Source organism: Bradyrhizobium sp. Pha-3 (assembly GCF_042258615.1).
GTDB lineage: Bacteria > Pseudomonadota > Alphaproteobacteria > Rhizobiales > Xanthobacteraceae > Bradyrhizobium.
Genome location: NZ_CP170152.1, coordinates 1,104,491 through 1,117,157, shown reverse-complemented (window position 1 = coordinate 1,117,157; position 12,667 = coordinate 1,104,491). Strand labels below are relative to the sequence as shown.

Annotated in this window: 11 protein-coding genes; 5 read left to right on the top strand and 6 right to left on the bottom strand. The window is 59.1% G+C overall.

What is annotated here, in order from left to right:
* Positions 1–149 precede the first annotated feature (149 nt).
* Positions 150–1,064, bottom strand: a complete 915-nt coding sequence (locus tag ACE10Z_RS05195; RefSeq protein WP_375786975.1) for a LysR family transcriptional regulator — start codon at positions 1,062–1,064, stop codon at positions 150–152.
* A 284-nt stretch (positions 1,065–1,348) separates the two neighbouring features.
* Here ACE10Z_RS05195 and ACE10Z_RS05190 point away from each other — a divergent pair, with 284 nt between their 5' ends.
* From ACE10Z_RS05190 to ACE10Z_RS05175, 4 genes are all read left to right on the top strand, one after another.
* Positions 1,349–1,726, top strand: a complete 378-nt coding sequence (locus ACE10Z_RS05190; RefSeq protein ID WP_375786974.1) for a nuclear transport factor 2 family protein — start codon at positions 1,349–1,351, stop codon at positions 1,724–1,726.
* A 125-nt stretch (positions 1,727–1,851) separates the two neighbouring features.
* Entirely contained in the window at positions 1,852–3,675 is a 1,824-nt protein-coding gene (locus tag ACE10Z_RS05185) for a gamma-glutamyltransferase family protein (RefSeq protein ID WP_375786973.1), read from the top strand.
* Between the two features lie 71 nt (positions 3,676–3,746).
* On the top strand, positions 3,747–4,742 hold the full coding sequence (locus ACE10Z_RS05180; RefSeq protein WP_375786972.1) for a threonine/serine dehydratase: 996 nt from the start codon (positions 3,747–3,749) through the stop codon (positions 4,740–4,742).
* A 44-nt stretch (positions 4,743–4,786) separates the two neighbouring features.
* The gene (locus tag ACE10Z_RS05175) at positions 4,787–5,137 is read left to right on the top strand and encodes a RidA family protein (RefSeq protein WP_375786971.1); all 351 of its coding nucleotides are present in this window, start codon (positions 4,787–4,789) and stop codon (positions 5,135–5,137) included.
* A gap of 111 nt (positions 5,138–5,248) precedes the next feature.
* Here ACE10Z_RS05175 and ACE10Z_RS05170 read toward each other — a convergent pair whose 3' ends face one another.
* The 5 genes from ACE10Z_RS05170 to ACE10Z_RS05150 form a co-directional block, all read right to left on the bottom strand.
* A complete protein-coding gene (locus ACE10Z_RS05170; RefSeq protein ID WP_375786970.1) occupies positions 5,249–6,049 on the bottom strand; it encodes an alpha/beta fold hydrolase in 801 nt (266 codons plus the stop codon).
* A gap of 5 nt (positions 6,050–6,054) precedes the next feature.
* Entirely contained in the window at positions 6,055–7,656 is a 1,602-nt protein-coding gene (locus tag ACE10Z_RS05165) for an FAD-dependent monooxygenase (protein WP_375786969.1), read from the bottom strand.
* A gap of 81 nt (positions 7,657–7,737) precedes the next feature.
* Entirely contained in the window at positions 7,738–9,102 is a 1,365-nt protein-coding gene (locus tag ACE10Z_RS05160; RefSeq protein ID WP_375786968.1) for an MFS transporter, read from the bottom strand.
* A gap of 574 nt (positions 9,103–9,676) precedes the next feature.
* Complete coding sequence (locus ACE10Z_RS05155) at positions 9,677–10,576, bottom strand: helix-turn-helix transcriptional regulator (protein WP_375786967.1); 900 nt, start codon at positions 10,574–10,576, stop codon at positions 9,677–9,679.
* Between the two features lie 106 nt (positions 10,577–10,682).
* Positions 10,683–11,066, bottom strand: coding sequence for a hypothetical protein (locus ACE10Z_RS05150; protein WP_375786966.1), 384 nt, complete (start codon positions 11,064–11,066; stop codon positions 10,683–10,685).
* Positions 11,067–11,653: 587 nt separating this feature from the next.
* Between ACE10Z_RS05150 and ACE10Z_RS05145 the strand changes: the two genes are divergently transcribed.
* On the top strand, positions 11,654–12,472 hold the full coding sequence (locus tag ACE10Z_RS05145) for a helix-turn-helix domain-containing protein (protein WP_375786965.1): 819 nt from the start codon (positions 11,654–11,656) through the stop codon (positions 12,470–12,472).
* Positions 12,473–12,667 lie beyond the last annotated feature (195 nt).

The following is a 12,667-nucleotide window of genomic DNA, read 5'->3' as shown; positions in this document are numbered from 1 at the left end:
ACCACCTGATTGTCTGCACAGCCGGGGGACTGAGGCTCGCGGCGAGTTAATTCTCTCGGATCGCCCCATACCGGTCCCGGAGCCGTGGCAAATGCAGCGGCATGCAGATTGGCGCGCTCGCGGACTCTGGCAATAGCTGCCACACAATATTAAGCCACCTCGATCGTGGCAGTCGGCCAATCTCCCGCTGCGACATGCTCGCGGACATGGCGTATGATCAATGTCTCGAGCTCTTCCACTGCTCGCAGACCGCGCCGCTGCCAGTTGACGGCGATTGACCATAAAACATCAAGATCCCGGATCGGGACGAAGGCAAGTTCTGGCTTTTGCGCAACGACACCGCAGGGAGCGATGCCGAACCCGACTGATTGGGTCACGAGCTCGACAAGCATCGACGAGCTGTTGACCTCGCTGCGCACATTCAGGGCGTAGCCCTGGTGCGGAAACTTGCGATCGATATAGAGCCGCAGACTATCGGGGTGACCGGTAATGATCACCGGTAGCTGCAGCAGGTCGCCGAGATCGACCGTATCGGCAAAGGAAGCCCGATCTTCCTGACGGCAAATCAGGCATATGCTTTCGCGCACAAGTGGAGTCAGGTACATGCCGCCTTCAACGGTGTTGGGGATGATCGCGAGGTCAAGCGATCCCTCTGCAACGCGGTCCCGTAAGCGGGCGCCAGTATTCTGAATAAGATCCAACCTGCACGAGGCGAACTTCGAAAGGAACTCGGCTGCTGCGGGAAGGACGAGCTTGGACTGGATAGACTGAGGTGCGCCGAGCCTCACAATGCCCTGCGGCGTGCCGTCCTCGGCCGCCATCCCCTCGATCAGTTGTCGGACGCTCCCGAGCACTTGGGCGGCATATTCGTACAGACGAACACCCGCGTCAGTCAGCGACACGCCGGCGCTGTGTCGGATGAACAGGCTGTGCCCGATCTCCTCCTCAAGCTTCGCAACTGAACGGCTCAATGCCGGCTGGGCGACCCGCAGATCCTGAGAACCGCGCGCGAAGCTGCGAGCATCGGCGACAACCTTGAAATACCGTAGCTGACGAAGCTCCAAACCGCTTCTCCCCCGAAGACAGCGATGCCATTTCGGCATACTAGCTCTCGCCGCCTTTCACAATCAACCAACGCCTGAGCACAAACCTCGCCTGCAACGCCCCAAGTCTGGCTCCCAGAGGGACAAGACATGCCGAACAGGAATGGGCCGCATCAATGTTCGGTGTTGGCGTCTGGAGCGCGGCGGAGCGCAAACTGGGCCCGCCACCGATCGCCCCTTTCGCTGAGGCAATACAGCCATCACCCGGGCGCGTCGTCTCTGCAGTCAATCTAACAGGAGCTTCCATGACCTCCCCATGGGACCAGATACACGAACTCGAAGCGCGGCGAGCTGAGGCGATCGTACAAGGTGACGTTGTCGCCCTACATCAGATAACTAGCAACGCGTACCAGCACATCGACGCCTGCGGTCAACTCAGGGGCAAAGAAGCGTTTCTCGATAGCTTGTCTGATGGGGAGGCTCGCTACACACTGTATCGGGTCACCGATAACACCATCGTTCTCGAAGGAGACGTGGCCATCGTGACAGGTCGCTTCTACAACGAACAGGTCCAGACCAACGGGACGATCATCTCGAAGTCCGGCAGACACGTTCGAGTGTACGTCCGCCGCATCGCCGGATGGCGCAACATTGTTCATCAGGGTACGGAAATCATTTCTTGACCTGCCTGATTCAGACGAGCGCAGACATCGCATTTCTGAATAGGACGAATGACTAGACGGTCTTTGTTGCGATCCCACATTCCGCGATACGTGACCAGTCTTATGGCTCGCTTGGAATAAAACACATGAAAGAGTTCACCGCGCGCCCCGAGCTTATCGGCACATTTGGTGCCGTCGCCTCGACCCACTGGATTGCGAGTGCCGTCGGGATGCGGATGCTGGAAGCAGGTGGAAATGCCATCGATGCGGCAGCCAGCGTTGGTTTTACGCTGCAGATTGTCGAACCACACCTGAACGGACCAGGCGGAGATGCACCAATCCTACTGGCTCGCGCTGGCGATACGGAACCTACCGTCATTTGCGGACAGGGTCCTTCCCCAGCCGCCGCTACGATCGAGCATTTTCAGTCTCTTGGCCTCCGCCTGATTCCGGGGACTGGCCTTCTTGCACCGTGCGTGCCCGGTGCGTTCGGAGCCTGGCTCACAATGCTACAACATTACGGCACAGCGTCATTGCGGCAGATCCTGGAACCCGCGATATTCTACGCCAGGTCCGGACACCCCATCCTCGGGCGCGCAGTCGAGACGATTGACTCAGTACGCGCACTCTTCACGGAAGAGTGGCAGACCTCTGCCGAGATTTTTCTCCGCAATGGAGCGGCGCCCATAGCGGGAAGCATCTTCAGAAACCCGGTACTCGCCAGTCTTTACGAGCGCCTGCTTCAACATGCAGAGGCTGCAAGCAGCAGACGCGAAACACAGATCGAGGCCGCGCTTGCTTACTGGTATGAGGGAGCCGTTGCTGAGGCCATTGAACGATTCTGTCGCAATACGGAAGCCCTGGATGTCAGCGGCCGCCGCCATCGAGGCCTTCTGACGGCCGACGATCTGGCGGGTTGGCGGCCCGCTCTCGAACGCCCCCTCAGTGTCGAACATCAGGGCTTCATGGTTTTCAAATGCGGCGCCTGGAGCCAAGGCCCCGCCCTGCTCCAGGCCCTGCAGATTCTGAAGGGATTCGATCTCTCGGCACACGCACCGGAATCGCCGGAGTTCGTTCATTTGGTCGCCGAGACGATCAAGCTCGTCATGGCCGATCGGGACGGCTGGTATGGCGACGATCCCGATGTGCCGATAACCCGCCTATTGAGCGCGGACTATGCCGAGCAGCGTCGCAGCCTGATCAGCGACGGGGCGAGCCACGAACTCCGGCCCGGTACCGTTGACGGCCGCACCGCCAGCTTTCCCGAGGCATGGATGGAAGACGGGGCCAAACCGCAGGCTCGGATCGCCGGCGGTGGTGAGCCAACGATGGCACGCCAGACGCCGGCGTTAAGCTCTTCCACAATTTCCCTTCAGGCCGGCGATACCTGTCACGTCGATGTGGTCGATCGTTGGGGTAACATGGTGTCCGCAACACCGTCGGGAGGCTGGCTGCAATCCAATCCAGTTGTACCGGAACTTGGCTTTGCGCTCGGCACCCGCATGCAGATGTTCTGGCTTCAACCTGGTCTTCCCAATTCACTGAAGCCACGCAAGCGGCCGCGGACGACACTCACACCATCAATGGCATTCAAGGACGGCAAACCATATCTGGCCTTCGGAACTCCCGGCGGGGATCAGCAGGAGCAATGGTCGCTACTACTGTGGCTCGTCCACGCAATTCATGGACGGCCACTGCAGAGCGCGATCGAGACGGCCGCCTTTCACACCGATCATCTGATCTCGAGCTTCTGGCCCCGTGAATTGGCGCCGGGAACGCTCACGTTGGAGGATCGATTTCCCAAGACGACCATTCAGGAACTCCAACGCCGCGGTCACATCGTGACGGTCGGGGATGGATGGTCGGAGGGACGGCTTTCGGCCTGCTCATTCGAGTCGACGTCAGATGGAGCTATCTTGAAGGCGGGCGCAAATCCACGCGGGATGCAGGGCTATGCTATCGCTCGGTAGCTTCCAGTTGCGGCAGATATCGACGCTGATCTGAACGATCGAAGCGCTCCAGCCACCATACGAGGATCCAAGTGCGACTCGCAGACAACCTTGCTTCGATCACCATCGCGGACATCGCGTACGCCAGAGATATTCTGCGTGATCTCGTGATACGAACGCCGTTATTGCCGTTCGCGCATGCCGCCTCGGATCGGACAATTTGGCTGAAGCCGGAATGCCTGCAGACGTACGGATCATACAAAATCCGGTGCGCCAGTTATGCCGCCTTGAGTTTGACCGACGAGCAGCGGGGCAAGGGAATATTCACGGCGAGTGCCGGAAATTTCGGACAGGGCGTCGCAGCGGCAGCCAAAGCGCTGGGAGTACACGTGCGTGTTTACGCCCCGGACAGCGCGGCGCGAACAAAAATTGCGGCAATGCGAGCCCTTGGTGCCGAAGTCATCGAAATCAGCTTCCCGCAATGGTGGTCGATTCTCGGTGGAGAACGTCCAGCGCGGGAAAGTCGTCACTTTGTTCATCCATGTGCCGGACGGGAGGTCGTCATCGGAAACGCAACCCTTGCCGTCGAGATCCTGGAGGACGCGCCGGATGTCGAAGCCATCTTGGTTCCCTTCGGTGGAGGCGGTCTCACGCTGGGCGTTGCGACCGCGGTGCGTCTAACAAGGCCTGAAGTCGACGTTATCGCCTGCGAGGCAGCGACATCGACGCCGCTGTCCACAGCACTGCAAGCAGGAGTACCGGTAGAGGTGGCTTGCGACCGAACCGGGTTCATCGACGGGATCGGAGGATCCATGGTTCTCCCGACTCTTTGGCCCCTCCTGCAATCCGCTGTCGCGGGGACGGAGGTCGTGTCAGAGGCACAGGTGGCCGAAACCATCGCTGCTCTCCATCGAGCAAATCATCTCGTGGTCGAAGGCGCAGGCGCCGTGCCGGTGTGCGCAGCCATGTCGTCGACGAGATTCTTGGGCCGGAAGGTCGCAGCCATCATTTCGGGCGGCAATATCGACGAACCGATTCTCTCCCAAATTCTCTCCGGGGTGACCTCTCCTATCAAACCGGCCTTGTAATGGACGCGATGACGATGTCACCCGCAGTGCGACACTTAGCAAACTTGAACGACAAGCTTCCTTTCTCGTCCGCAGTCAGCGTCGACCGCCTGGTTTTCCTGTCAGGAGAGATTGGAATGGACAAATCCGGGGCGCTCGATCAAGCGATCGAGGCTCAGGCTCAAGCCACCCTGGACAATATCCAGCGGACGCTCGACCGCTTGGATTTAACCCGCGCCGACATCGTCAAATGCACAATCATGTTGCACGACATGGCTGAATGGCATCGTTTCAACACGGTATATCTGAAGTTTTTCGATGGACTGCCGCTGCCTGCCCGAAGCGCTTTCGAAAGCTCGTCGCTGGCGCTTGGAGCAAAGGTAGAAATCGAATGCGTAGCGGTTATGCCCGACTAAAGCACGGAGGTGGGCTCTCCTGAAGCGCATCGCTGTATCGACGTCATACTACCTTTTCAAGAAAGTGGCCGCCGCACCATTGAGTTGCGATGAACCCTATTTCGGCTTCAATCACGAACATGGACGACATAGGAAGCTCCGGATCAAAGACGCAAGCTCGTTCGGAAACTGTCGCGCGGCGAGGTGACCAGCGTTCGGAAGAAGTTCGAACTTCGTGTTGGGAAGTCGTGTGACAAGTCTTTGAGTGACTGCCGCAGGAACCATCTGATCGACCTCTCCCGCGATAATGAGCGTCTCGTGGTGGATGCGGCCGGGATCGATGTCGATCGGCACGGCAAAAGCCGCCCGGCGACGCTGGTAAGCGTCCGGCTTCGGTTCGGTTTTCAAGCTTCTCAGGTCCGTTAGGATTTCGGGATGCGCAGCGACATAATCTGGACTGGACATCAGCTCTGCTATCAGGAGCTGGCCGGCCTCTCCCATTTGCGAGTATTGGATGCGCCTTGCGATACCTTCGGGGTTGAGGTCGGTCAGCCGCTCGTCCGCGGGCCACGTGAGACCAAGCACCAAGCGACGAACACGCTCCGGCCAGTAGTAGGCCATAAGCTGGGCCAGTATACCTCCGATGGAATTTCCAAGGACATCAACACTTTCGTGTCCGAAGGTGTCGATCAGGCGTACGGCATCGTGTGCGACATCTTTGAGAGTGTACGGTTCGGCGCTCGGGTATTCCGAGAGCCCACAATCTCGTTGATCAAAGGAGATTGCCGTCACAGACGAACCGAGAGCATCCTGAAGTTTGTCGTAAATCTGATGGTCGCCTTCCGCGCCGTGAAACATGAGCAGCGGAAAGCCTGCGCCGGTGATTCTGAAGGCGATCTCAAAGGGGCCAATGCGATGGCGGTCGATCTTCATCAAGGTCATCCCAGAATATTCGTCAGCGCGCCGCTGAGATCCTCCTTCGGTTGCTCACTGACCCAACCGATGCGCCAAGCCGTGACTCCATCAGGGCGCACGAGAGCTGCCCCCCTCGGGCCCATTTCAAAGCCAAGGTGAGGATCTGCCTTCACCAGCCGGTGGACAATGATCGGAAGCGACAGGCTCCGCGAAACATCTTCCGCGGCCACCTCCCAGGCGTCGGCGTCTGGACCAATGACGAGCACAAAGTCGCGATCGAAGAGATCAAGCGTTGATCTTGTGTTGGCTTCGTCGAGCCAGATATGAGGAAACCGGCTGCCGGGACGATCAGTCGGCCGATAATAGCGAGGCGTTCGATCCGGCGGCGTCGTTCCATCCGGAACGAGCGCGCCCTGCTCGTACGAAAACCCCAAGGTATGGCCAATGCTGTGGATGTGGTTTTCCGCATCCCGGAGCCAAAAGCGCACCCGATCGCGGTTCCCGCTCTGCAGCGCGTCCACTATGTGCGGGAAGCGCGCAGCATTCACCAGCGACAGATCTGCATTGGCATGCGCAATGGGCCGTCGCTCGAGATCGTAGCTATCCAGCAACCGATCGCTCGCCTGGCCGCGGAGAACAAACGCAAATTTCCAGGCTAGGTTGTGGACGTCCTGAATGCCCGAGTTCATGCCGAAACCACCAAACGGGGGGAACCGATGTGCGGCATCACCGACGAGAAACACCCGCCCCTTGCGAAACGTCTTGGCAATGCGTCTGGTCATACGCCAGACCGACTCGTTGATGAGTTCGACCTTGATCTCGGAATCGTCGAGTGCCCGTCGAATTTTATCGACGGTCTCACTTTCTGTAAGGGGCCGCGGGCGCTCGTCGTGGTCTCCGCCAATGCGCGTCAGCCAGAGCCAGCGGTCAGCCCCGTTGGTATTGAGCAGGTGGACGGGCTGTCCGTCCGGCCCCCTCGACCGGAGCTGCAGGCCGGCAGCATTCTTCGCGCTTTTGTAACGGCTGAGGTCGGCCCGAAAATAGGTATTGAGCATGAGGGCCATGACCGGGGGCCCCTCATGTTCGATCCTCGCCATCCTGGATACGCTGCCCCTGCCGCCGTCTGCGCCGACCAGGTATTGACTTGTCCAAATGAATTGCTTGCCGGTCTTCAAATCTCTTGCCGTTACGCGGACACCATCAGGCAACTCTTCCATGCCAACAAACTCGGTTTCCCATCGAACATCTGCATCCGGATGATCGACGAGGGCTGCGGCCAAAGCTTCCTCAACGGCATCTTGCGCGACTATGCTCTTCCGAGCGGGGCTTTCGTCATTGAACGGCTCGGGCGTTGATCGATCGATCTCACAATCCAAACCATCCAGGAATACGATGCTGTCAGATTCGTCCGGCAGGCCTCTCGCGCGAATTGCTTCATAAACACCCCACTGTCGGAATATCTCCATCGCTCGAGTCCATACGCCACGTGCCTTCGGATGATCGGTGGTCGTCCGATTCATCTCCAGCACCCGCGAGGCGATACCTTGGCGTGAGAGAACCAGCGCCAGCGCAAGACCAACGGGACCGCCCCCAACGATCGTGATTGGGACATCATCGGACGTCATATCAGTCAGCTCCCTTTCATTCGTAGGGCCTACGCGCAAGTGAGCCCTTACCCTCTATAAAATCCTGAAGTTATCAGGCGATCATTCGTGCTCAGAATATCCACTGATCGGCGGCAGGCGGTGGAAAGACCAGGTCAGCCATGCCAGGCTCCAGACGCCAGCGAGGGCGGAGCAGATCCCGAGTGCGGGGCCTACGTTTGTTCCATCTCCCAAAAGGCCAGCCAGCATCGGAACCACAGTCGGCCCCACTGATGCCCCGAGCACGCCCGTCACAAGCAGATAGGTGGCCACGCCCCTTCCGCTGAAGCGAGCTGGAAACATGGCCTGAAAGCCCATAGCACCCAACCCAAGGCAAATCCCTGCGCCAAGGAAAGTGAGGCCGCTCGCGAACAAGGCCAGCACAGCGTTGGGCAGAACCGCAGCCAGAATACTTCCGATAGCGGCGGCCAGCACACCGAACCGCACGACGCGAATTTGCGCCTTCGTGTCACCTTGAGCAGAAAGTCGGTCCACGATCCAACCTGCATTGAGGGCACCGACGGCACCGGAAGCCAGCTGGACGATTCCGAATGAGAGGCCCACCATCTGCGGCGACCATCCATGCGTGCGCATGAAGAGAGCCGGCAGCCACGACGCAACCGAGCTGAGTAGGAGGAAAATGCCGATAAAGGCACACAGATAAGCCAGGACCTGGGATCGCACGGCTGTTAGCAGACGAAGATAGTCACGCCAGGAAATCGGCTCTCCCGGTCGTTGCATGCGCGCGGGTTCGCGTACGAAGACAAGCAACGCCACCGAAACAATGCCGAGCGCACCTGCTCCGACGAATAGCATTCGCCAAGGCGACAACCCAAGGGGCAGCCCCTGTTCCGTTTGCAGTCCCTGCAGCCAAGCCAACGCTGGGCCGCCGCCGGCGAGGGAAATCGCACCGCCGAAATAAACGCCAAGCGTCATAATCGAGATCGCGGTCGCTTGACGATGCCTTGGATAAGCATCTCGCACAAACGACGTCGTTGCCGGCGAAATTCCCGCTTCTCCCAGGGCAAGACCAGCTCGTGCAATCAGCAGAGCTACAAACCCCTCCGCAAGGCCAAACGCGACGGTCATTGCACTCCACGCGATCACGCTCCCGATAATGATGTACTTCCGATTGAATCGATCGGTTGCCCACGCGAGGGGCAGCATGGCGACCGTGTAAACGAGGGAAAACGCCGCTCCCTGAAGCAGACTGAATTGCGTATCGGTGATCTCGACATCTGATCGGATCGCGTCGACCACCAAATTAAGGACTTGGCGATCCAAGAATGCCAGCGTTACCGCGACGACAAGCGCAACGAGTGTGTAAATTGCCCCAGTGCCAGCCGCCGCCTGATCCTGGAGGATCAGTCCGTCGATGGGAATCACCGCGTTCTCAGACTGAACTTGCGTGTCTTGGATCGTCGTCATTCTGCCCCCCTCAACCGTCCCGGCCGGCGCGCTCCTGTCCAAGCGGAAACTATGGTAGTGGCCGGGGTCCCTAAGCAAAGGCCGATTTCTCATTCGTTCCATGCCAATCGGGTATTGCGCACATCGCCGTTCCAGCCGGGAGTGCTCGGGTAGCCCATCCAACAAGAGGGCCTGTCTCAATCCAATCCGGTCTTCCAGCGTCCAATGCGGCTCGGCACCGAAAAGCAGCATTGGGACGACCGCCTTCTTAGTATCGAGCGAGACGCATTGCCCGAAAAATTTGCATTGGTCGCCAAGTCGGCCGCTTTCGCCCAATGCCTGCCAGGGGCCACGCACGGGCCGCCTCGCCTGGGACATCGAGGCCGAAGAGATCGTGGAGATGATCCGGCCGATCGATAAGCACGGCGCCCGACCGATGGCCGATCATGTGCGGTCCGATACCCGCACTAGTCTGGTCCAACCGAAACAAAGGGCGGCGCCGAGGTTTACTCGAGCCGCGTCAACTAGGCGGATACCATGAACGGATGGCGGCCGAGATCCATGCGGAGCCGTTTCGGGATTCCTGCGGGAGCCTCTAGGGTCTCCGAAGCGGGATGACCGTTGCCAACTCTTGGCCGATCGACATCGATTCACGATCCTCGCATTCGTCGCGCGCGCGCATGTTGCGAGGACCTCGCTCTGATGCGCCTAGCACTGCTTCGTCAAGGTAGCGCGCAGGCGTCGTCCCGAGCATCCGTCTGAACATCGCGATGAAAGCACTGACGCTCTCATATCCCAGATCACCAGCGATGGTGGTTACCAGGTGGCCCTGAGCCAGGCGTTGTAAGGCTAGTCCGACATGCAGCTGTTGCCGCCATCGGAGGAATGACAGGCCCGTTTCGCGCTGGAAGAGACGACTGAGCGTTCGGTTGCTTGCCCCTACGCGCGTCCCCCATTCATCGATGGTGAACCGCTGCGCCGGGTTCTCGATCATGGACTCGGTAAGCCGCCGAAGCCGCCTGTCCGTCGGCATCGGAAGGTAGATCGGCTGCAGGGGAGCTGCGATCAACTCGTCCAGCAGCACAGCTATGAGCCGTGCTCGCCGATCCCGATCCACGTTCATAAGCGGAGATTCGGTGTCAAAACGTCGAATGAGCTCATGAAGGAACGGCTGGACGAAGAGGATCCCACAGCGAGGGTCCAACTTCTCGGTCAGATTCGGATCGATATAGAGACTTCCGATCTTGATATGGCCGGCCATGCGCCCGGCGTGAGAAATTCCGCTCGGAATCCACAAAGCGCAATGCGGCGGAACAGTCCAGATCCCTCCCTCCGCTTCGACGGTCAGCACCCCGCCGATAACGTACATCAACTGCGCCTTGGCGTGATGGTGCGGCGCTGTTTCACCCACGAACGTCGTCTCGGTGATCAAACTGAAGACCGCTTGGGGGATGTCGTCGATCCTATCGACCCCGGGTAGAGCAGGAACGTCCATTTCACCATCTCAACGATTAGTGCTCGGCCTCCAAGTCAGGTACAGGTCCTCGGTAAGCGATCTTGGGCCACTTCATGAGATGGTGCTTCACGTAACCTGAATCAACTTACGCAGCATCCTTCTCAAGCAAGAGCATTCCCTTCGCCGCGGCTTCATCTTCATCGAGTGCGAACAGAACAGAGAACCCTAAAGCCTTGCTAGCGGCTGCGGCGGTTACCCGCATCGCGGCGTTGAGCGGCATCCTCCCCTCGATCACGATCATGCCGCGGCAAAAGCTGCGCATCCGATCCTTGATTTGTTTGAAGAAGAGCGCCTTCTCCTTCCGCTCCTCCTTCGTCTCGTCCTCATGATCATCGTCAGCATGGTCTGTAATGAGAACGAACAGTTGCCTCTTCTCGAGTAAGTCCTCGAACTGCTGATTGATGGTAGCGCTTGATTCCGCGTGACTACGCAGGAAGACGAGAGGAAAGCGCGAATCGTCCACAAGCATGTAAGCACCTTGCCTTGAATGGCGAAAAGCAGCTCACGCCGCTTACAACAAGGCGCCCCATTTCTTCGATTAGAAGGCCTGAAGGGCGGCCGATAGCTGACGTGCTCATATATGTCACACGGCCGCCCACCTTCGCTCCCGTGGGGCGGCCATTAAATACCGCGAATCTGCCAAAGCCATCGCGCTGTGTTGGAGGCTAACGGACGCTTAGACGAACTGAGTCCCGACCATCCCTGAACCTTCCAGTCATCATTGGCGGGTCCGCGACACATTTTGGCAGGATTGGCCCGGGCCTCGGCGCGGGCATTCGGCATAGTGGAAGACACCTAAGATTCGCTGCTTCAGCATCGCCCGCGATGGCGATCTGCTTGGCCGATGGCGTTCAGAACCTCGGCTCACGGCCCAAGGCGCAGCAGACCTTCGTGCTGGATGCAGTAGTCCAGGACCAGAGCGCTATGCTCGCGAGAGTGCAGATGTACGACGACGACGTCGTCCCCATGCTGATTGGCACCATGATCATCTGGCTCACTTGTCGGTATGCTTCCGGTCGCACCGCGCCCGCCGGTCGATGTTAGGTAGCGGCTGTCATGGGCAATCCCCCAACCGCGCTGCAATACGTCCAATGGGGCAACTCGGACATCGACGATATTCCCCGGCCTTTCGTCACCGCAGGCCCCAACCAAGTGACGAGCCGTCTGGAGCTTCCAGAGCATCGGCACCGAAAATGCGAGCTGATCTATGCGGTCAAAGGCGTCCTCACCTGCAAGATCGACGGCAGCCTGTGGACGGTCTTTCCGCAATGCGCCGTGTGGATTCCTTCCGGCACGCCGCATATGTGCCAGGCATTCGGCAAGACCGAATACTATGCCCTCTTCATCGACCCACGCGTCAGTCCGCAGCTTCCGCGGACCTGCTGCACTATGGCCGTCTCAGCCCTGTTCCGTGAGGCTCTCATTCGTGCCGCGCAGTTTCCCGCACTGTATCCGCTGGACGGGCCGGAAGTCCGGTTGCTGCCTGTCATTCTCGATGAATTGCGTGCCGCTCGGACTGAAGATCATCGACTCCCACTACCATCCGATCCCAACCTGCGGCGTCTACTCAATATGATGATGTCCGCTCCTGAGGACAAGGCATCGGTGTCACAGTGGGCAGCACGCTGTGCGCTGAGCGAGAGGACACTGAGCCGGAAGATCCGCCAAGAGACCGGCATGAGCCTCTGGCGCTGGCGTCACCAGCTCCATGTCACGCTGGCGCTCCAGCGTATGGCGGGCGGGGACAGCGTTCAGGAGGTAGCGATGGACCTCGGTTACGAGACGGCCAGCAGCTTCATTACCATGTTTAAGAAGACAATCGGTAAGCCACCGGGCCGCTATCTGGCCGAACGTCGTGGCTTGAATGACAGCTAAAGCCGCCACGCGCGGCCTTCTTGAGTGCTTCTAACCTATTAGGGCGCGTTTGGCCGGATCTCAAATTCGATTGGCGCGATCCCGAAAGGCGATTTCGCGTCTCATCTTTAAGAACGTCGACTGTGCGCGCCTCACGCAAAGAGGCGGCCTGTTGTCGTCGGGGATTGGGATGTCGTCTTTTGATTGTAGAGGTTT

Bases quoted from the DNA above. Each gene is read 5' to 3' on its own strand.
- ACE10Z_RS05160 (WP_375786968.1), bottom strand. From the start codon at position 9,102: ATGACGACGATCCAAGACACGCAAGTTCAGTCTGAGAACGCGGTGATT.
- ACE10Z_RS05185 (WP_375786973.1), top strand. From the start codon at position 1,852: ATGAAAGAGTTCACCGCGCGCCCCGAGCTTATCGGCACATTTGGTGCC.
- ACE10Z_RS05145 (WP_375786965.1), top strand. From the start codon at position 11,654: ATGGGCAATCCCCCAACCGCGCTGCAATACGTCCAATGGGGCAACTCG.
- ACE10Z_RS05190 (WP_375786974.1), top strand. From the start codon at position 1,349: ATGACCTCCCCATGGGACCAGATACACGAACTCGAAGCGCGGCGAGCT.
- ACE10Z_RS05170 (WP_375786970.1), bottom strand. From the start codon at position 6,049: ATGAAGATCGACCGCCATCGCATTGGCCCCTTTGAGATCGCCTTCAGA.
- ACE10Z_RS05165 (WP_375786969.1), bottom strand. From the start codon at position 7,656: ATGACGTCCGATGATGTCCCAATCACGATCGTTGGGGGCGGTCCCGTT.
- ACE10Z_RS05150 (WP_375786966.1), bottom strand. From the start codon at position 11,066: ATGCTTGTGGACGATTCGCGCTTTCCTCTCGTCTTCCTGCGTAGTCAC.
- ACE10Z_RS05155 (WP_375786967.1), bottom strand. From the start codon at position 10,576: ATGGACGTTCCTGCTCTACCCGGGGTCGATAGGATCGACGACATCCCC.